Here is a 20275-nt window from a genome sequence, read left to right on the forward strand (position 1 = left end):
CAAAAAGAAGCTGCTTATTGTGGTTCAAAAACGCGCTGTCACGGGCATTGATGATAAGATAAAGAAAGGCTTTATCGTGTTGGTATAGTATTATTTTAATAAAGATAACCAGCATCACAACCACACCTAAAAGATTAAACATTACCCTGTCACTGACTCACCTATCCATATATTCATATATTCATCATCTTGGTTAAATGATGAATGCCTGTTTTTAACAACATCCATTCTAGATATGAAATAAAACCAACCACAGGTATTAATCATGTCTAGTTACACCTACAATGAGCATTACATTCAAAAGATAAACCACACTATCCGTAAAGCACTTTTAATTCACAATCGTGTTACTGCTATTAGGGTTGACTTGCGTTTCCCATCTGAAAATATATTTCACTTTAACGATTCGAGGGTCATTACTCGATTCTTTGAATCGTTAAAAGCCAAAATAAATGCTGACCTAAAACGTAAGAATAAAATATGGAAACGTAACCATATATGCCCGTTGTCTTATGTCTGGGTCAGAGAGTTCGGTCAGATAAATAATAAAAAACACTATCATGTTCTTTTGCTGTTAAATAAAGATGTTTATTGGGGGCTGGGCGATTTTGTTAAAACTGAAGGGACGCTCTATGCATTAATACAGCAAGCGTGGTGTAGTGCTATTGGTGTGAACTACCCTGCGGAGCGTTATTTAATTCATATTCCAGATAACGCCATAACGTGGCTGGATAATAATAAACCCAATATTGAAAGCACGATATTCGAATTAAACCAGCACTGTCGTTACTTAGCCAAAGAACATACAAAATATTATGGTGATGGTGAGCGTTCTTTTGGGTGCAGCCGTTAATCTACCAATAAAAAACATGAGGGGGATATCTTTTGGAAGAGAGATATCCCTAAACACTTATCGATATCCCTTCTGCCTTTTAACGCTAAAGACAGGAGTTCAATAATGAGTTCTCAAGCTATTCCCTTACTAGATGACCAATTCGTTGATATGAAATTTATAACTCGCCTAACCGGTTTGACGGATAAATGGTTTTACAAATTAATCCAAGAGGGCGAATTCCCCAAACCGATAAAGTTAGGACGTAGCTCACGTTGGTTAAAGAGTGAGGTTGAACACTGGTTGAATGAACGTATCACCGCTTCTAGAGGTTAAGTATTATTAATTTAGTCAGTTACAGCGATTTTTTACAACTCAATTACAGAATTAATTACATCGTCACCAGTCAGCGTTATTTGAGTGTATTCCAAAATATTGATGATACGGACGGACTTCCATTGGTCTGATAATACCGACCGTTCCCATTGCGAAGATGAACATCAATTCAGTCGGGATATGAGTATCCTGATGTTACGTCTCTCAGAATATCCCGGAGTAATAGGTTATGCCTGGGTATTGGAAGAAAGCTCTGGTGGTAAATTACATGCTCATGCAGCCATCTACGTCAATGGTCAGCGGCATTGTAAGAAGTGGGGCTTTCAGGATGTAACAGAACGCCTGTGGAGAGCCGTGACTGACGGAGAAGGGGATATCTACCACTGTCCTGATAAAAGCGATTATCGATACGCTATATGCCGTCCGGTACACTTTGATGATTATGCTGGTCGTAAGGCAATGCGTTACGTGGTGAACTATTTAGCCAAAGCCGAGCAGAAACCCTTTGACCCGATTTACCATATCTCCCGTCTACCTGATGTGAATGATAAGCCGATAGGTCGTCCTCTTTCCCGTCATCGTTAAATCACGCTTAGCTTTGAACACTCTGCTAGTCAGGGGCTGTATGACGATCTCTATGGCCCTTATAGCCGTTTATTGTGGCGACACCGTGCAAGTTTATCCCCTGCCCGAATAAAACGCTCAGAATGGCGCTGAGCGCGTTATTCACCCCCATTACTCCTCTTCAGCCGTCACTTTGCAGTTGCTGTAGACCGTAGCGTGGTCGGTGCCGACAACATAGGCAATGACAATTGGACTGTTGTTACTGGGATCGACTTCCTGACGCAGATTAACCCGTCCATCCTCCGACGTATGGTAATACCCGATACCGTCATATTCCGCTTCGCCATAACGGGTTTCAGACCCATTATTACTGTCCTGCTCAAACGCACCGTATTTGCTGAACTCAAAGGTGCACTTTACGCTTGCTGTATGACGAGATGAGGCTATGTTTTAGGCCAAGCGGAGGGGCTCGATGAAAGATTAATCACACAGGTGATGAAGAGGGCAGCACCCGACTTGCAGCGAGAGAAGCGAACGGCAAGTCGCCATTAACGCTTAGCGCAGCTAAGCAGTGAACCAGGGGCGGTCCCGCAGGGAGCTGCCCCCCTGCCCTTTGCGCTACGTTGAAAACGTTAAAAGGCGCAGCGGTTGACCTTTCAAGCCGGTTGTCCCCATTTTCCACATTTGGCGAGCCAGTGAGCGCGCCCCAAACAGGCGCGAGAACGGGGGTGTACGGGGAACCTGCGCCAACTGTGTGTAAATGGGGTCAATCCGGCGTTCGGCTTAAGCCTGGCTCAATGCCAGTGTGAAGCCGTTGCCCCTAAACTCAAAAATGGCGTATCCACAAAAACAGTGGATAACTTGAAATAACCTTGTTAGTAATAAGGGTAATAGCTTGATTAATGGATGAATATCAAAGGTGCTTAAAAAACATCAGCTGATGATTAGCATTTGACGATAGGAATGTCCGAAAATTGCGTTGTCCAACGCGGCGAAAGAAATTGCTGTTTCATTTTCCATAAGGCAGATTGCGATTGTATTCCCTGGCCTGCAAACCAGATAGCGCCTTTTCCATGATTTATTTGGTCAATCGTCCGCATTAATTCGCCACTTTTGCGAAATACCTGACCATTCTCAAACAAATTCAGTTGCACTTCCCCTGAAGGAGAAAATTCACTGAGCAATATGCCACTTTTACTGTATTTCACATTGGGGAGCCAAAGTCGGTCAAATAAAGTCACGGCCGCCTGAATAATCTCGCGCGTATCTTGGGTGGGATAAATGAGTGCTTGGGTTTCTTGTCGATAATAATGCGGCTCATGATGAGAAAAATGGCTACTCTGTACCCACAATGTGACTAACCGACAATACTGTTTTTCTTCACGCAGTTTTTCTGCTGCACGTTCAGCAAACGCACACACCGATTGGCGAACTAACTCGTAGTCCATGACTTTATGACCAAACGAACGAGAGCAAATAATTTGTTGCTTGGCGGGTGCGATTTCTTCCAGCTGGAGACAGGACTCCCCATTCAACTCCCGCACCGTTCGCTCTAAAACCACGGAATACAGTTTACGTGCCTGGGACGTTGGCAGCCGACTTAAATCCAAGGCAGTTTCTATCCCACTTTGATTTAAACGCTTTGCCAGTTTACGGCCAATTCCCCAAACTTCCCCGACTGGCACTAATGCCATGAGTTTTTTTTTGACGACTGGGCGAACTTAAATCGACAACGCCACCTGTTTTTTTCCATGTTTTTGCGGCGTGATTGGCCAACTTAGCTAACGTTTTGGTACTGGAAATTCCCACTCCGACAGGCAAGTGAGCACACCGGAAGACATCCTCTTTTAATTTATGGCCAAGCTCATGCCAGGAATATAATGCATCCATGCCTGGTCAGGTTACAAAAACATTCATCAATACTGTAAACCTCAATTTGAGGCACAATTTGAGCGACTACCGCCATAAACCGGTTACTAAAATCGACATAAAGCGGATAATTTGAAGAAAATACAACCACTTGCTTTTGTTTGATTATCGACTTAATTTCAAAATAAGGGACTCCCATGCGAATACAGGGTTTCGCTTCAGCTGAACGCGCAATGACGCAGCCATCGTTATTCGAGAGACAAATAATCGGCTTTCCTTTTAAATCAGGCCGAAAAACGGATTCACAGGCGGTGTACATAGAATTAACATCGATAAGCGCAAACATGTCTTTCACCGACAGGTATGCACGGCATAACGAACGACACCGAAAATTTGCATGTCCGTATCGTCATTGATGGGGATAGAGGGAAATTGGCTGTTAGCGGGAATAAGCGCTTTAGTCGGTGTGATTTGCAGGTACTTACAGGTGAATTCACCATTGTATTCGGCGACTACAATTTCCCCATGACGGGCAGTAAGGTGACTTTCAACGACTAATAAGTCACCGTCAAAAATCCCCGTATCCTTCATCGAATCCCCTGAAGCACGAAGAAAATAGGTGCTTTCAGGATAGCGAATAAGTTCAGCATCGAGCGATAAGCGACGTTCGATGTGATCTTGAGCGGGACTGGGAAAACCGCAAGCAATTTGACTTTCAAAAATAGGGATTTGCATAGCGCACCAATACTGTAAAAATACACAGTAATAATATACTGTATATTTTTACACTACACAAATGTCCAAATCTTTTTTATTTAGCTCCAAGCTATTAAGCTATTAAGCTATTAAGCTATTAAGCTATTAAGCTATTAAGCTATTAAGCTATTAAGCTATTAAGCTATTAAGCTATTAAGCTATTAAGCTATTAAGCTATTAAGCTATTAAGCTATTAAGCTATTAAGCTATTAAGCTATTAAGCTATTAAGCTATTAAGCTATTAAGCTATTAAGCTATTAAGCTATTAAGCTATTAAGCTATTAAGCTATTAAGCTATTTTATAGATAAGATTGATTTTTCCTAGTTAGATTTAGGTATACCCTTACTGCACTAAGTAAATTCAAGTGTAGTAAGTATGAAAAACATATGTATAATGCACCAACATCACAACACCAATGTATAGTGCACTGATGAATACAAATACACGAATTTATGGATACCTTCGCGCATCAACACATGAACAGGATGCTTCTAGAGCAAAAAATGAACTATTGAAATTTGTTGAGGGGAGGGAGCTAAAAATTGTCTGCTGGTTTGAGGAGAATGAGTCGGGCGCGCAACTTCACCGGCCAGAACTCTTTCGCTTACTCGATGTAGCCATGCCTGGTGATATTATTTTAGTTGAACAGGTGGATAGAATCAGCCGCTTGAATACCGATGACTGGGAAAAATTAAAATACCTCATTGGACATAAAGGGTTAAAAGTTGTTTCTTTAGATCTCCCAACCAGTTACCAGTTTATGAATAGCACTGATGAATTTACAGAACGGATGCTTGCAGCCCTTAACAGTATGATGTTAGACATGCTGGCAGCGGTGGCGAGAAAGGATTACGAAGATAGGCGTCGCCGTCAAGCCCAAGGTGTGCAAAAAGCCAAACAAGCAGGAAAATATAAAGGTCGTCCGATCAACAAAATATTACACCAAAATATTAAAGGGTTGCTGATGGAAGGGAAAAGCTATAGCCAGATAGAAAATTTGATAGGGTGCTCAAGGCATACGATTTCGAAAGTGTCAAAATCGATGAAAGCATCAAAATAAATTAAACTACTTGAGTTTTTGGGCTTTCAGTTATATTACAGACCAAAAACTCTGTTCACTAGACACTGTTCTGCGCAACAAAATCAGGACACTTTTCTTAAAGAATTTTGTTCATACTCAATGGGGGATAGCTCACCGTTGGCAGTATGAAGCCTTTCTAGGTTGTAATAGCGCATATACGCGATAACATCTTCTTTCATCTGTTTCCGAGTCGGCTGTGAGATTTTCAGTACCCAATCGTGTTTTAAACTGCCAAAAAATCGTTCTACAACGGCGTTATCCCAACAAGCTCCAACATCGCCCATACTTGCTCGAATACCATAACTTGTCAGTAAGTGACGATAGTACTGACTCGTATATTGTGCTCCTCTATCACTATGAAAGACTAAGCCTTTTTCGGGCTGGCGTAAGTTATACGCTTTCATCAAGGCTTTAATGACTAAATCTGCCGTCATTCGTTTATCGATGTGCCAACCCACAATACGGCGTGAGTATAAGCCCATCACGATGGCTAAATACATCCAGCCTTCCCCTGTTTTTATATAGATCACATCACCCGCCCACACTTCGTTAGGTGCGTGAGGATTAAAATTTTGATTGAGCAAATTATCGGCTACGGCATCACTGTGTTTGCGTTTTGTGGTGACTTTGTAAGCAACGCGCTGAGTGACAACTAGGACAAGCTGAGCCATTAGCTTCTGAACGCCATAAGCTCTTACGCTAAAGCCATCTTTGCATAACCGTTTACGTAACGTTCTGTAACCTAAGCTATTTCGACTATGTTCAAAGATGGATTTGGCTCTACGGTACAGACTAAGTTGTTCTGCGGTAATCAATTTTGCTGGGCGTTTAAGCCACGCATAGTAGGCAGAACGACTTATTTTCATTAACTTGCAGAGCTTCAGCACAGGAAACTGTGAAGATAATTGCTTAATCGTTTTAAACGCTACTTGGTTTCCTTTAGCAGGAGAGCGCCGGCTTTTTTTAAGATCTCTTTCTCAATCCTAAGTTCTTTATCTTCCTTTCGAAGTCTTAATAACTCAGCTCTCTCATCGGAATTCATGCTGCTACCAGATTGCTCAGCGTCGAATTTTGCTTTCCAGTTATAAAGTAATTTATCGGTAATTCCTAAAGAAGCTGCCGCTTTTGGCAAGCTATAACCTTGCTCGGTGACTAATGCGATCGCCTCTTGCTTAAACTCAGCGGTATAAAATCTATTTGTTCGTTTTTTCATTTAACACCTCAATAATTGGATTATATTCCATTATTAAAGTATCCTGTTTGATTAAAGCAGATCAGAACATCGTGTGTGATAAGTGTCCTAGTACCAATGATTGCACCATCACCGATATGTACACCCAGCATTATCATCGATTCCGTAACTATCCAAACATCCTTGCCGATGACAGTATCTCCAGAGGGGATGTAAACATTATTCGCAGATTCAAACTCAGGATAACCCTCTAGCCAGTTAAAAGGGAATGTGCTTACCCAATCATGCCGATGACCTTGGTTTCCCGCCATGATAAAAGAAGCCCACGATCCAATAGAGCAAAAACTGACTATGATTAATTTATCCACTTCGGTATCAGGCATCAGATAGCGAACACAATCATTGAAGTCATGGGCGTGGTAGTAACCGGAGTAATAACTGTATCGACCAACGATGATATTTTTATTGGTTATTGTTTGTCTAAAGGGATCCCCTTAAAATGGCTTTCAAAAAAATTATTTGTTTTGTTAGAGATCATTGCGGGTTGCCATTTTTAAGCGGTTATTGGGTTGGAATAGTCCGAGTTGATACACCTTATTTGCAATTAATGGTACACCTAAAATGTGTACTATGCTATCATACAGACTGAAAGTCACAACCAAAAATAACCTTGGTAATTTAAAATATACATAAAACATTTAATGTCATATAGATAGGTTTAAATGATATGAAAAATATTAATGCTGTATTAGGTGAGTTTTTTAGGAGTAAACGTATTTCTAAATCATTGACGGGAATAGAAGTTGCGAAAAAAATGAGCGTCAGCCAACAACAAATATCCCGATATGAAAGAGGGAGATGCTGTCTTTCAATTGAAACAATACTTCGTTATTGCGAGGTGTTTGATATATCGCCAAAAGAGTTAATGGTTACTCTATTTCCGTCAGAAAAAGATCATCTTTGAATATTGGTTCGGCTGATATTTGTTTTCAGATTATCAGCGGGATGTTCACTCGATTTAATATTTTCTATTCAGGTAGAGCAGAGAAAATGAGATACACAATAGGCGCTAAGTTTTTGATGATAATAATATTATTATTTATATTCCCGATCGGTTACTTTTTCATCTCGGAGTTAGTTGCATGAATAACAGCAATGACGAAATAGATTTTTTGGAAATACTGTTAATCTTAAAAAGCAAATTGGTTCTCATCATAACAATTACAGTTGTTGTTGGGTTGTTATCAGCCTTATTTGTGTGGGTGATGAGAGATAAAGTCAAAATAGATTACTCCCTATCCATCAACAAAGAATCACCGGGTTTAATTGTTGACTGTAATAATAGTTTCTCTTGTAAGGCAAAATTGATTTTCTCAGAAATTAACAGTGATATTTCTGGGTTAAGCATGAAAGTGAATGACAAAGAAAATATTGTCACCTTTTCATGGGGTGGCGATATTCAAGATAGTCAACTTTCTAGGGATAAAATAAACACGTTATCTAAGAATGTCTCTGATTGGATAGTTAACGATTACAAAAGATACAATCAACTATTGGTTGAAGAATCAAAAGGGGCGAGCATAAACTCGGATTTGTATTCGCGTATCTTGCTAATGACCAAAAACGGGCTGTCTAAAAATGACAAGCTGGTAACAGTTACCGAAAGCGTCAATCAAAAATATAAGTCGTTGATTATCGTTCTTTCATTGATATTGTCGTTTATCACTGCTTCGACTTACTTTCTTGTGAGAGAAAGATTCAACTTCGGTATTTTTCCCTCATCGAATAAAGCTTAGTAATTGCCAACCCAAAAGGCATCAATGTGCTTGCTTAATGATAAGTATTATGAAGTCCTGAATTTCAGGGCTTTTTTTGTGGGTTATTCTGACTTATCATCCCACCAAGTTTTTTTATCATAGTCAGAATCAGCTGCAATTTTTTTATATATCGCCTCTATATCTTCGTTTTTTTCACCTTTGATTCTACGGCTGTTTTTTTACTGTTGTAGTACATTAAATACAAAATATCTAAAAAATTCGGTCATGTATTCAATTCGGTGAATAACCTGTAATATAGGGTAATTTATTGGAGAAGATTCATAGCCAAAGTCGATGTGAATTGCTCATTTTGTCAACAAACTCCCGCAGTGAAAAAAACATGGGTTAGGGAGTACAGCTCATCAACGTTACCGTTGCCAAGACTGCTGTAGAAGCCTCCAACTCGATTATGAATATCATGCCTGCCAACCCGGTACCAAAGATAAAATTATCGACCTTACGATGAATAATGCCGGTATTCGTGATACTGCAATAGACCTTCATATCAGCATTAATGCCGTTGTTCGTACTTTAAAAAACTCTCGCCGAGGCAGGTAACGTCTTTACCACTTGATAATTTGCACATTGAACTCCTTTGTGAGGTTGAAGTGGTCAACTAATATTGGCCACGTCATTAGACTGTATGTAGAACAGCCGCTCTGATTCATTTGGGGTCAACCCTCCGTTATACCAGTGAGGCCTGACGTTGCTGTAATAGACTGTAATGTAACGAATAATTCCGTGTTCTGCTTCTTTCAGGCTTTTTATTATGAATCGAAAATACTGATGTAACTATCCCGTAAAAATAATACAGCTCACTCGTAGAATTTCTTTTAAACTAAAACAAAGGGGTTTTACGATGAGCAAACGCATGACTGAAAGCCAGATTGTGGCGATTTTAAAAGAAGCCGAAGCGGGTATGCCGGTGAAAGATATTTGTCGTAAGTACGGCATCAGTAATTCAACGTTTTATAAATGGCGCGAAAAATACGGCGGTATGGAAGCGTCTGATATGCGCCGCTTGAAAGAGCTTGAAGAAGAGAACCGTCGAATTAAGCAGATGTATGCTGAGTTGAGCCTCAAGTCACAGATGCAGCAGACATCATAAAAAAGCTCTAGCGCCTGTGGCAGAACGGAAAGTCTGGGCACACGAGTTACAGGTGCAGTATAACGCAAGCGTAGTGAAGTGCTGTCATGTGGTTGGTATCAGTCGTACCGCTTACTATTCCTGATTAACACTCGTCCATTCTACTTACGCCAAGGAGTATGATGCACAGGATGTTATGTTGAAAGCCAACATGTGGCTATCTTGCTTCTAGCTTCTACTAGTGCATTTGTCATCACAGGAAAATAAGTATCCATTTAATGGTTTGAATTAAATAAAAAAAGAATACCATAATAGCCATCTTTACGGATATCCGTAAAGATGGCTTAAAATAGAGTTTAGTTTGATTGGTACTCTAGCTTATGGATGTTATTGGGGTACCACGACATTCTTTATTTTCCGCCTTAAGGGATGAAAGCGGATTGACTCTCATATTGTTATCCTATCTACCCACTCGTATGATAAACATAGCCTCCACTGTGAAAAATTCCGCCTTGTTCAAGGCAAACATCACGTCCATAGCGTTCATAGTCAAAGTAATGGGATAAATGACCCAGTTGGGCTAAATCATAACAACCACTTTCTTCTATCCAGTAATAACCTAAATCATATTCATTATTGACCCCCGATAATTGCTGGAAAGAATCTAAATTATCCGCTAAATGAATTAAATCATGGATTGAACTCGTTGAAGAACCGATTTCAATTGCCGCCTGATAAAGGTCAATTTCATCTGGCGATAACATGGCTAATCGCGAGGCTAACTCGTTCAACTCATCTAAAAGGCTATATTCTGAAATGTAAGAAGAAAGGCCATCAATGGAGGATTCATAGTCGGTCAAAAAATACTCTTCATAGTGAATGCCATCAATGCCAATCCGCATTAAACAGTGTTCGATCTCTTTTGAGGTTGCCGGAAGCTCAAGCCACTCACCAACCAGCTCTCCTTCGTTATATTTACCTAAATTCGTAATAAAAACAGAAATCATCCCCGATTTTCGGCATGGGGAAGCCGTCGCAGTTATACGCATATTCGTGTCCTATTATTGATGTATTGTGATCTAATTAATGGCGATATTTTGATAAAGGGAGCTATTTCCCTTTAGAAGATGATATTGATATAAAAAGCCAATCAGCTGAAAAACAGGCAACTCGCTTTAAAAATGATTAATGACGGTTTAGAGCAGGATAATGAGTTGCCTTACAATCCCGATAACATGTTATGCTTTCTATCATGATCTCAATTTGCGCGGGTTAAAACGAAAAAGCCCCTGTCCAATAAACTAGGGTCAGTTCAGACTCACAGACTCCTAAGAGATGAAACCCCATCAGGGGTTTCCGTTAACTTATGGCTATCAATCAAACGTGTATTCACACTCGATACATTCATAACGATCAAATACCACGCCATCTAAAGCTGAACCACTCACAGCCCCAGCAGTAGCTCCAGCGACTAAACGTCCAAATAGAGCGCCTACCGCAGCACCAGCAATCGTCCCTACAACAGGAACAGCAGAGCCGATAGACGCTCCAGCTAGTGCGCCTGATACGCCACCAGCAACAGCTCCTGTCTTTTTCCCGATATGACGTTCACGAATGCGAGTTGAATCGCAGGCCGGGCAACGAATGTAATTTTCCATGATAATTTCCTTTTAGGTTGATTTAAAAGCAAAAAAGCCCCTGTCCGTGAGGACAGAGGCTTTCAGTGATAAAGCTTCTTTATTGAATGAGATGTATTACGATAAATCGTGGTTAGTTATCATGCGTTTTGACGATGAAAATTCCCATGAACAATATTGCCACCATTTCTCAATGAATCGATATAGTCGGCATACTACCGTAGTATTCGACTCCTCGTATTGAAAATGGATCTCCTATATGACATGGCTAAAGTTTTAGTGATTCATTGGATTATTCAACTTTGCAAAGTCGAATGGCGAAATCGTTTGTTCCCGATTAGCATCCAAATAATCCGCCCACCATTGCACCATTAATCGGCGTTGATCTATATGTTCTGCCTTATGAATATAAGCAGCCCTCACTGAGTTACGTTCTTGGTGGCTCATTTGCCTTTCTACTGCATCCTTCGACCATAAACCTGATTCAACTAATGAACTACACGCCATCGTTCTAAAACCGTGTCCACAAATTTCAGTCTTCGTATCATAGCCCATCACACGTAATGCATTATTCACTGTGTTTTCACTCATTGGTTTTCTTGGATTATGATCGCCAATAAAGATCAGTTCGTGATTACCGCTAAATTGATAGATCTGTTTTAAGATCTCAATGGCTTGTCGGCTTAAAGGTACTAAGTGAGTAGTACGCATTTTTGATCCGCGATGTGAGTGTTTAACCCCTTCTATCGCTTCACGTTCAGCGGGGATCGTCCACATAGCATTTTCAAAATCGATTTCATCCCAACGAGCAAAGCGCAGTTCACTGGAACGAATGAAGACTAATAAGGTAAGTTTGACGGCAAGTTTAGTTAAAGGTCTTCCTTTATAATCGTCAATGCGTTGTAAGAACTCAGGTAGGCGTTTAAGCTCTAATGCCGCTCTATGCACTCGTTTACCTGTAGCAACAGCACCTGCCATATCTTGCGCTGGGTTATAGTCAATTAAACCGCTTTGTATGGCATAGCGCATGATGCCTGTTACACGTTGTTGTAAACGCGCCGCCACCTCAAGACGTCCAGACATCTCTACGGCTTTAATTGGTTCAAGTAGATCGCGGGTTTTCAGTTCAGCAATATTACGTTTACCAATAGCAGCAAAGATATTATCTTCAAGGCTTTTCAGAACCCGATGGCTATGTCCTTCAGACCACTTTTTATTCGTCGCATGCCAATCTCGAGCAACCTTCTCAAAGGTATTGAACTCTTTTTGCTGCTCTTCCTTTAATTCTTTCTTGAGCTCACGAGGATCGATACCTAAAGCAACTTGCTTTCTGGCAGCGTCCCTTCTTTCTCTTGCATCCGCTAAAGAGATTTCAGGGTATACACCGAAAGCCATCAAATGTTGTTTACCACCAAAGCGAAAACGGAAGCGCCAATATTTAGAGCCATTGGGGTGAATATAAAGAAACAAGCCATCACTGTCTGTCAGTGTATAAGCTTTCTCGTCTGGTTTAGCTGCTCGAACTTTCGTATCGGTTAATGCCATATTATTTGTCCTCTTCACCCCATAGTGAGTATATAAACGAGATATCTCAGATTACTGTCGATGATTTCGAGCTGCATAACCAACTATGTGCCTACGCCACAGGCTGCGCCTGCATTGCTCTAACATCAGTAATTTGAGACAAAATGAGTATACATTCATTATCGAAGCCGTGTATATACTCAGATGTATACTCACTCGGAGGTTGATGTGGGTTGAGTTAAGTTGACATGCATTGACTGAAAACGCGGGGAAAGCCTTGCAAACACTGGATTCCAGATACAAAAAAAGACGTCGGTTGACGTCTCTTGATGTTCTTATGGTGCCGAAGGCCGGACTCGAACCGGCACACCCGAAGGCGGTTGATTTTGAATCAACTGCGTCTACCAATTCCGCCACTCCGGCACGAAGTGATGTGTTTCTTGGAAAACGGTGCCATTATACTTGCCTGATGCCGACTGGCAACATTTATCTTGAACAATCAGATTGTTCGATTAAAAAAAAAGCACCTGAAAAAATCTTTCCATAAAAAGCCTAATATCCCCTGTTATGTTCAACAACATTTGAATATCTATGCTAATTTTCCTAAGAGTATTTTCATTGTCTTAACCCTTGGGTGACTGGCGACAAAGCATAATTTTTGTTAGTTTATCCGCACTCTTATGTAAAATTATAAAGGCATATTTTATGGGCTTTGTTGGATGGATAGCCACTGGTCTGGTTATTGGCATCTTAATTGGTGTCGTCATGAAAATTTTCTCAAAGAAAAAATAAATATTGGCTGAAAAGCCTTTTATAAACAATCATATCGGCTGGCTTCAAACATGAAGAAAACATTTCTTAAAATTTTGTCGGTATCCGCACTCTCTGCGGCATTGATGGCCTGTTCCTCAACGACAGAAAAAACCTCGCAAAGCTCACAAAGTGGCATGCTTGCAGGTAACTCCGAGTGGCAAATATTCGAAGGCGATAGAAGAACTTACGAGCGTGTCACCAAAATCGTCGATATGTATGCGAATCGAATTTATAACGAAAGCGATGCCCGAGGCATGGCCATTATCGTTATTGATAACAACCAAACCCTCGCTCGCTATTATGGTGAAACCGCGCCGGGTAATGGACAAAAACCGGGCCCTAACTCCCTGATCCGCATTGCTTCTGTTAGCAAATTAATGACCAGCGAAATCTTAATTAAGCTGGAGCAAGATAAAAAATTAGCGATCACCGACCCGCTACAGCAATACAGCTACAACGGCGTCACAGTTCCAGATAACAACAGCGGGCAACCTATCCGACTGTATCATTTAGCGAGCCATACCAGTGGGTTACCTCGCGAACAACCGGGTGGAAAATGGGGTCGCCCTGTCTTTATCTGGCCAACCCAAGAGAACCGTTGGACATGGCTGAAAACCGGTAAACTCGACTTTACACCGGGCACTGAAGCGGCTTATTCCAACCTCGCCTATGATTTACTCGCCGATGCGATGGTCAAAGCTACAGGGCAGTCATACCCGCAATTGTTCAGCAAATACGTGACATCTCCGGCAAAAATGACGGATACCACCTATACCCCAAGCAAAGGTCAATGCGCCCGATTAATGGAAGGCACCAAGCCAAGTCCTTGCCATAACACCCTTGCGGCAGCAGGAAGCGGTGGTGTGTATTCCACACCGGCAGATATGCAAAAGTGGATGCAGCAATTTTTATCCACGGATAATAACCTACGTAAAGCGACCGCAGCCCGCGAGCAAGGCATTTTCTTCCCGCGTGAAAAGCTGTTAGATGCCAAAGGGATGGACGTGGCAGGTTATGCTGATGGTCTAGGTCTTGGCTGGGTTTATATGAAGCCTAAAAACGGCATTCCGGGGATCTACCAGAAAACCGGAGGCGGCGGCGGATTTAATACCTATATGGCGATGATCCCACAGCAAAATATTGCGGTATTCGTGGTGATGACCCGTAAAGATGGCAGTAAGTTCAGTAAGTTAACCGCCGGTGTGAATGATATGGTTGCTTCGTTATCATCTAACCATGCGTATGGGAAAAATTGAAAGGGTACCGCCGACGCAATTAATGCACTGGCGAGTTATACCCCTACCCTAAAACGCGGATTTGTGCGCTTGGTGACATTTATCGTGACAACTGCCTGAGCCCTTCAGGCAGTTTTTTATTCTGCCGCTCTTTCTGATAGACGGCTGCTTTTTATGCAATATTTTAGTGTGACCTTTAGCTACTCTTAGGCCTTCTTACTCATAATTAGCGAAGGAACTAAGATGAAAATTATCCCATTTTCCATCCACAACATATTACGCCCCAGCTCCGTAAAATCAGGAACGGCCACAGCTTCTGAATTAGTAAAGCAACTCAGAAATGTATTTAATCATCAAGCTGCCTTTCCACAACCTAAAAAACCAGACTATGTCGAAATCGATCTTTTAAGGCTGGTTAATGAGAAAGCGGATGATCCGAACATTGAAGCAACCGCTGAGTATAAAAAACTATTCGCAGATACCATGAACGAAGCAAAGCAATCATTCATTCAAGCGACCTGGAAAAATGCTTATAGGATTGAAAAATCATACAGTGCAAATGGCGGTTCGTTCTCTTATGCCCAGCAGATTGCTAACAAAAGTGGAAAAAACGTGATTGGCATTATCGGTGAATATACCTCTCAGACGGAACAAAAAAGTATCCAGCATGTATTATTTAAGCCACAAGGAAAAATTCAATCGATGCTGAGTAATTTCGGTAATTTTATCCTCAGCATAAAGTGAGTATGGTCTTGGTATGGAGACTTGCCGTCGACAATAAAAAAGGCTGTAAAATCATTCGATTCTACAGCCTTTTTTCAATTTAAAGGGAATGGACTATTTTCGTTTAACCAACAAGAAGATACTCACGCCCAAGAACAGTACGCTCGGCAGCGCTGCCGCCAGCACTGGCGGAATGGAATAGACCAAACTCCAGTTACCAAAGCCTTGGTTTAAGATGTAGAACAAGAAGCCGCCCACAATCCCTGAAATCACACGCACGCCCATTGGAACCGTACGCAGAGGCCCGAAGATAAAGGAAACCGCCATCAACATCATGACTGCCGCAGAAAGTGGCGCTAAGATTTTTTGCCACATACTCAGCTGATAAACCGAAGCAACTTGCCCGCTCTCTTTCAAATAGGTGATGTACTGATACAGGCCACGAATTGAAAGTGAATCCGCATTCAGGGAAACGATACCTAATTTCTCTGGGGTTAAATTGGTTTTCCAATCATAGGTTAAACGCTGTGAGCCCGTAATTTTTTGCTGGCTACCCAAGATAGATTCTTGAACTTGGGATAACACCCACAGCTTTTTATCTGCATCATAAGTTCCGCGAGCGGCAAACATCACAGACTGTAATTTGCGATGGTCATCGAAGCGATAAATAGAAACATCTTGGATGGTGCTCGCATCTTTAATGCGCTGGATATAGATAAAATCATGGGCATCTTTTGCCCACATACCTGAATCCGTAACCACCAAAGAACTACCGACAATTTTCTCTGCACGGTAGTTACGCGCCCACTGCTCGCCCGCAGGTGCAATCCACTCCCCCATGATCATCGTAACGATAACCAATGGGATCGCTGTTTTCATCACAGACATCGCAATTTGCAAACGGGTAAAACCCGACGCTTGCATTACCACCAGTTCACTGCGGGAAGCTAACGCGCCTAATCCCAACAATGCGCCCAATAATGCCGCCATTGGGAAGAAAACATCGATATCTTTGGGAACGGTTAATAAGGTGAAAACCCCTGCGCTCATCGCCGTGTAATCACCGTCACCCACTTTGCGAAGCTGCTCGACAAATTTGATGATCCCTGAAAGGGAAACCAACAAAAACAGCGTCATCAAAATCGAATTGAGGATGGTTCGACCGATATACCTATCTAAAACACCAAACATCAGGCAACCCCTCTGGTCAACTTAGCACGCATTTTGCGCATTGGTACGGTATCCCATAAGTTCAGTATCACTGCTAACAGCAAGTAACCGAAGTTAACCGCCCACATTGCATATTTAGGGTCGACATCCCCCTTGTCTGCGCTATTACGTAACGTACTTTGTAATAAGAAGAAAATCAGGTACAGCAGCATAGCTGGGATCATACTGAGTACGCGCCCTTGACGTGGGTTCACTTCACTCAGCGGCACGACCATCAACGCCATCACGACCACAGAGAACACAATGGTTAGACGCCAGTGGAATTCAGCATTGACCTCAGGATTACTTTCATTCCACAGCTGCATCATGGTTTTTTGTTCCACTTTATCCGTACTGACATCCGTGGCTTTATGGTCAACAACGGCTTGGTAATTCACGAAGTCAGTGATGCGGAAATCTCTCAGCATTGCGGTGCCTTCGTAGCGAGTACCTTGGTCTAGCACCACCATCTGGCGGCCATATTCGTCTTCTTTCATATAACCGCTATCTGCAACCACAACGGAAGGACGTTGTTCGTTGGCAGTACGCAGCTGAGCTAAGAAAACATTTTTAAAATCATTGCCTTTAACTTCACCGATGTACAAAACAAAGTTGCCATCTTTGGTGGTTTTAAACTGCCCTTCCACCATCGCCGCTAGGCCGGGGTTGGCTTTTGCATCCGCCAAAACTTGCTCTTGATACTGAGATGACCAAGGCAACATCCACGTAATATTGGCAACGGCGACTAAGGCGGTTAATGCGGCAAGCACCAGTGCCGCTTTCACAAGCACACTTTTACCCAGACCGCAGGCATGCATCACAGTAATTTCGCTTTCTGTGTACAATTTGCTGTAAGTCATCAATAGCCCAAGAAATAGGCTTAAAGGTAAGATAAGTTGCGCCATCTCCGGCACACCTAATCCTAATAATGGAAGAACTAAATTCGAAGGAATATTCCCCTGAACAGCGGCACCTAAGATGTCGATGGACTTTTGACTAAAAAAGATAAGCAGCAAGACAAAAAGTATCGCCAGCTGACTTTTCAGGGTTTCCCGAACCAAATATCGAATAATGATCACGCTTATTACGCCTGTGAAAACTTGTCTTTTGGGATGAAAATGGCTAAGTTCGTTCTATGACAGCCATTTACTAAAATATACTCTGGTTTATTGTTTGGCTAGAATGATATAAAAGCATTATCTATACTAAGTGCTATATCGGAATATGCTTAATATAAGCGAAACTAGGTATTTGCTCAATTTAACACAAAGAGTTCATTCTCTATAAGCCAGATCATGCGAAAGGCTAATTTTAACTGGAGCATCGACCTTTGTCTTTAAGATTCAGGAGAACGCATGGAGTTTAGTGTAAAAAGTGGTAGCCCGGAAAAACAACGTAGTGCTTGTATCGTTGTCGGAGTCTTTGAACCACGCCGTCTGTCCCCTATCGCTGAACAGCTGGACAAAATTAGTGACGGATATATCAGCGCCCTGCTGCGCCGCGGTGAGCTTGAAGGTAAAGTAGGTCAATCCTTGCTGCTGCATCATGTGCCTAACGTTCTATCTGAGCGTATTTTACTGATCGGTTGCGGTAAAGAACGTGAACTCGATGAGCGTCAATTTAAACAAATCATTCAGAAAACGATCAGCACTCTGAATGAAACTGGCTCAATGGAAGCCGTTTGTTTCTTGACTGAGTTACATGTAAAAGGTCGCAATAACTACTGGAAAGTTCGCCAAGCAGTTGAAACAGCGAAAGAGTCCCTGTATGTCTTCGATCAACTGAAAAGCAACAAAACCGAACACCGCCGTCCACTGCGTAAACTGGTCTTCAATGTACCAACACGCCGTGAACTGACTAGCGGTGAACGTGCTATCGCCCACGGTTTAGCTATCGCCTCTGGCGTTAAAGCGGCTAAAGACTTGGGTAACATGCCGCCAAATATCTGTAACGCTGGCTATTTAGCGTCACAAGCTCGTCAACTGGCAGACATTTCTGACAGCAAACTGACCACTCGCGTGATCGGTGAAGAGCAAATGAAAGAGCTGGGCATGAATGCGTACTTAGCAGTGGGTCAAGGTTCTCAAAATGAATCTCTGATGTCCATCATGGAGTACAAAGGCAATCCAGATCCAGAGTGCAAACCAATTGTCCTCGTCGGTAAAGGTTTAACCTTCGACTCAGGCGGTATTTCTATCAAGCCCGCTGATGGCATGGATGAGATGAAATACGACATGTGCGGTGCAGCGACCGTTTACGGTGTTATGCGCTTTATCACTGATCTGCAACTGCCAATTAACGTCGTCGGTGTACTGGCTGGCTGTGAAAACATGCCGGGTGGACACGCATACCGTCCAGGTGACGTCCTAACCACGATGTCTGGTCAAACTGTTGAAGTGTTAAACACGGATGCGGAAGGTCGTTTAGTCCTGTGTGATACCCTGACTTACGTTGAGCGTTTCGATCCAGAACTGGTTATCGATATCGCCACATTAACAGGCGCATGTGTGATTGCTTTAGGTAGCCACTACACTGGTTTAATGTCCAACCACAACCCACTAGCTCACGAGCTATTAAATGCTTCAGAGCAAGCTGGCGACCGTGCTTGGCGCTTACCGTTAGCTGACGAATACTATGAGCAAATCAGCTCTAACTTTGCTGATTTAGCGAACACGGGTGGTCGTCCGGGTGGTGCTATTACCGCAGGCTGCTTCTTAGCACGCTTTACGGGTAAATATAACTGGGCTCACTTGGATATCGCTGGTACTGCATGGCGTTCAGGCAAAGCTAAAGGAGCAACCGGTCGTCCGGTTTCTATGTTAGCTCAGTTCTTACTGAACCGCGCTGGCTTAAATGGTGACGAGTAATTTCGATTACGATTAAAAATCGCCATTGATTAAGTTGTAATTATAATATCCCGATGAGCAGGTTCTGCGATTCGGGATATTGTTTTTTCAATAGGTATCAGCAAGTTATACGCCTCAGAACACACGTCCATTAAGCCATTTTGAGGCAGCTATAAAAAAGTATATAATTCAACACAGATTTAATCTTGCTGCGATCTTGGGAACATGCATAAGCATGCGACCGACGCGAGAGTCCGTAGCCAACACCCCTACAAATTGAAGTATGACGGGTATATGAAAAAAGGTACGTTTTACCAACTACAACAGCCCTCCCCACAAGCGGAATATGAAGCCCACGAATGGCTCGCTTGTGAACTTGCTGCACAAGCGTGGCGCAACGGAAAACGCATTCTGATTGCCTGCGAGGATCAGCTGCAAGCTGAAAAAATGGATGAGGCGCTTTGGCAACGGGATCCTCACCAGTTTGTACCCCACAATTTGGCGGGGGAAGGCCCTCGTTATGGTTCGCCGATCGAAATTTGCTGGCCAAATAAACGCGGCAATACACCTCGCGATATCCTGATTAATTTACAAAGCCAATTCGCAGATTTTGCAACGGCTTTCCATGAAGTGATAGACTTCGTGCCTATCGATGAAACTTTAAAACAGTTGGCGCGTGACCGGTATAAAACTTACCGGAGCGTCGGCTTCAATTTGACCATGGCGACGCCGCCAACTTACTGAACACAAAGA

General features: G+C 42.3%; 18 protein-coding genes, 1 tRNA gene and 5 pseudogenes. 13 read left to right on the forward strand and 11 right to left on the reverse strand.

Going from position 1 to position 20275, the window contains the following annotated elements:
• Positions 1–265: 265 nt before the first annotated feature.
• The 4 genes from H0913_RS16690 (at position 266) to H0913_RS18945 (ending at position 2541) form a co-directional block, all read left to right on the forward strand.
• On the forward strand, positions 266–853 hold the full coding sequence (locus H0913_RS16690; protein ID WP_181477644.1) for an inovirus Gp2 family protein: 588 nt from the start codon (positions 266–268) through the stop codon (positions 851–853).
• Positions 854–958: 105 nt separating this feature from the next.
• Positions 959–1168, forward strand: coding sequence for a helix-turn-helix transcriptional regulator (locus H0913_RS16695; RefSeq protein ID WP_166185675.1), 210 nt, complete (start codon positions 959–961; stop codon positions 1166–1168).
• A 192-nt stretch (positions 1169–1360) separates the two neighbouring features.
• Positions 1361–1753: a hypothetical protein gene (locus H0913_RS16700; RefSeq protein ID WP_336431452.1), complete on the forward strand. Its 393-nt coding sequence runs from the start codon at positions 1361–1363 to the stop codon at positions 1751–1753.
• A gap of 602 nt (positions 1754–2355) precedes the next feature.
• Entirely contained in the window at positions 2356–2541 is a 186-nt protein-coding gene (locus H0913_RS18945) for a hypothetical protein (RefSeq protein ID WP_181477646.1), read from the forward strand.
• A 135-nt stretch (positions 2542–2676) separates the two neighbouring features.
• Here the strand turns inward: H0913_RS18945 and umuC are convergent.
• Together umuC and umuD are read right to left on the reverse strand one after the other, a co-directional pair.
• Positions 2677–3947 (reverse strand): annotated as a pseudogene (umuC, locus tag H0913_RS16710) (translesion error-prone DNA polymerase V subunit UmuC).
• Between the two features lie 5 nt (positions 3948–3952).
• Positions 3953–4336, reverse strand: coding sequence for a translesion error-prone DNA polymerase V autoproteolytic subunit (gene umuD, locus H0913_RS16715; protein WP_181477647.1), 384 nt, complete (start codon positions 4334–4336; stop codon positions 3953–3955).
• 452 nt (positions 4337–4788) lie between these two features.
• Between umuD and H0913_RS16720 the strand changes: the two genes are divergently transcribed.
• Entirely contained in the window at positions 4789–5418 is a 630-nt protein-coding gene (locus H0913_RS16720; RefSeq protein ID WP_181477648.1) for a recombinase family protein, read from the forward strand.
• An 83-nt stretch (positions 5419–5501) separates the two neighbouring features.
• Here the strand turns inward: H0913_RS16720 and H0913_RS16725 are convergent.
• Together H0913_RS16725 and H0913_RS16730 are read right to left on the reverse strand one after the other, a co-directional pair.
• Positions 5502–6652, reverse strand: a protein-coding gene (locus tag H0913_RS16725) for an IS3 family transposase (RefSeq protein ID WP_181477649.1) whose coding sequence is annotated in 2 segments (ribosomal slippage) — positions 5502–6376 and positions 6376–6652 — 1152 coding nt in all. Because the reading frame shifts where the segments join, the coding sequence is not laid out codon by codon here.
• 65 nt (positions 6653–6717) lie between these two features.
• Positions 6718–7169 (reverse strand): annotated as a pseudogene (locus H0913_RS16730) (type B chloramphenicol O-acetyltransferase); the annotation flags it as partial.
• Between the two features lie 189 nt (positions 7170–7358).
• Here H0913_RS16730 and H0913_RS16735 point away from each other — a divergent pair.
• The 3 genes and pseudogenes from H0913_RS16735 to H0913_RS16745 form a co-directional block, all read left to right on the forward strand.
• Positions 7359–7595, forward strand: a complete 237-nt coding sequence (locus H0913_RS16735) for a helix-turn-helix domain-containing protein (protein ID WP_181477651.1) — start codon at positions 7359–7361, stop codon at positions 7593–7595.
• A gap of 178 nt (positions 7596–7773) precedes the next feature.
• Complete coding sequence (locus H0913_RS16740) at positions 7774–8427, forward strand: hypothetical protein (RefSeq protein ID WP_181477652.1); 654 nt, start codon at positions 7774–7776, stop codon at positions 8425–8427.
• A 302-nt stretch (positions 8428–8729) separates the two neighbouring features.
• Positions 8730–9056 (forward strand): annotated as a pseudogene (locus H0913_RS16745) (IS1-like element transposase); the annotation flags it as partial.
• A gap of 4 nt (positions 9057–9060) precedes the next feature.
• Here H0913_RS16745 and H0913_RS18700 read toward each other — a convergent pair.
• A pseudogene (locus H0913_RS18700) lies at positions 9061–9213 on the reverse strand (IS3 family transposase); the annotation flags it as partial.
• Between the two features lie 94 nt (positions 9214–9307).
• On the opposite strand from H0913_RS18700, the pseudogene H0913_RS16750 reads away from it, so the two are divergent.
• Positions 9308–9533, forward strand: a pseudogene (locus tag H0913_RS16750) (transposase); the annotation flags it as partial.
• 466 nt (positions 9534–9999) lie between these two features.
• Here H0913_RS16750 and H0913_RS16755 read toward each other — a convergent pair.
• From H0913_RS16755 to H0913_RS16770, 4 genes are all read right to left on the reverse strand, one after another.
• Entirely contained in the window at positions 10000–10584 is a 585-nt protein-coding gene (locus tag H0913_RS16755; RefSeq protein WP_181477653.1) for an antirestriction protein ArdA, read from the reverse strand.
• 324 nt (positions 10585–10908) lie between these two features.
• On the reverse strand, positions 10909–11193 hold the full coding sequence (locus H0913_RS16760; RefSeq protein ID WP_008913927.1) for a hypothetical protein: 285 nt from the start codon (positions 11191–11193) through the stop codon (positions 10909–10911).
• A 255-nt stretch (positions 11194–11448) separates the two neighbouring features.
• Complete coding sequence (locus H0913_RS16765; RefSeq protein ID WP_181477654.1) at positions 11449–12717, reverse strand: tyrosine-type recombinase/integrase; 1269 nt, start codon at positions 12715–12717, stop codon at positions 11449–11451.
• Between the two features lie 317 nt (positions 12718–13034).
• Positions 13035–13119, reverse strand: a tRNA-Leu gene (locus H0913_RS16770).
• A 419-nt stretch (positions 13120–13538) separates the two neighbouring features.
• Here H0913_RS16770 and ampH point away from each other — a divergent pair.
• On the forward strand, positions 13539–14765 hold the full coding sequence (gene ampH / locus H0913_RS16775; protein WP_036949160.1) for a D-alanyl-D-alanine-carboxypeptidase/endopeptidase AmpH: 1227 nt from the start codon (positions 13539–13541) through the stop codon (positions 14763–14765).
• 222 nt (positions 14766–14987) lie between these two features.
• Entirely contained in the window at positions 14988–15488 is a 501-nt protein-coding gene (locus tag H0913_RS16780; RefSeq protein WP_181477655.1) for a hypothetical protein, read from the forward strand.
• 93 nt (positions 15489–15581) lie between these two features.
• Here the strand turns inward: H0913_RS16780 and lptG are convergent, their stop codons facing one another.
• Both lptG and lptF read right to left on the reverse strand, forming a co-directional pair.
• A complete protein-coding gene (gene lptG / locus H0913_RS16785) occupies positions 15582–16658 on the reverse strand; it encodes an LPS export ABC transporter permease LptG (RefSeq protein WP_154602994.1) in 1077 nt (358 codons plus the stop codon).
• Positions 16658–17755, reverse strand: coding sequence for an LPS export ABC transporter permease LptF (lptF, locus tag H0913_RS16790; RefSeq protein ID WP_181477656.1), 1098 nt, complete (start codon positions 17753–17755; stop codon positions 16658–16660). Before lptF ends, lptG begins: the two co-directional genes overlap by 1 nt.
• 276 nt (positions 17756–18031) lie before the next feature.
• On the opposite strand from lptF, the gene pepA reads away from it, so the two are divergent.
• On the forward strand, positions 18032–19543 hold the full coding sequence (gene pepA, locus H0913_RS16795) for a leucyl aminopeptidase (protein ID WP_036949149.1): 1512 nt from the start codon (positions 18032–18034) through the stop codon (positions 19541–19543).
• A gap of 273 nt (positions 19544–19816) precedes the next feature.
• Positions 19817–20266, forward strand: coding sequence for a DNA polymerase III subunit chi (locus H0913_RS16800; RefSeq protein ID WP_154628793.1), 450 nt, complete (start codon positions 19817–19819; stop codon positions 20264–20266).
• Positions 20267–20275 lie beyond the last annotated feature (9 nt).

This window comes from Providencia rettgeri (assembly GCF_013702265.1).
Taxonomy (GTDB): Bacteria; Pseudomonadota; Gammaproteobacteria; order Enterobacterales; family Enterobacteriaceae; genus Providencia; species Providencia zhijiangensis.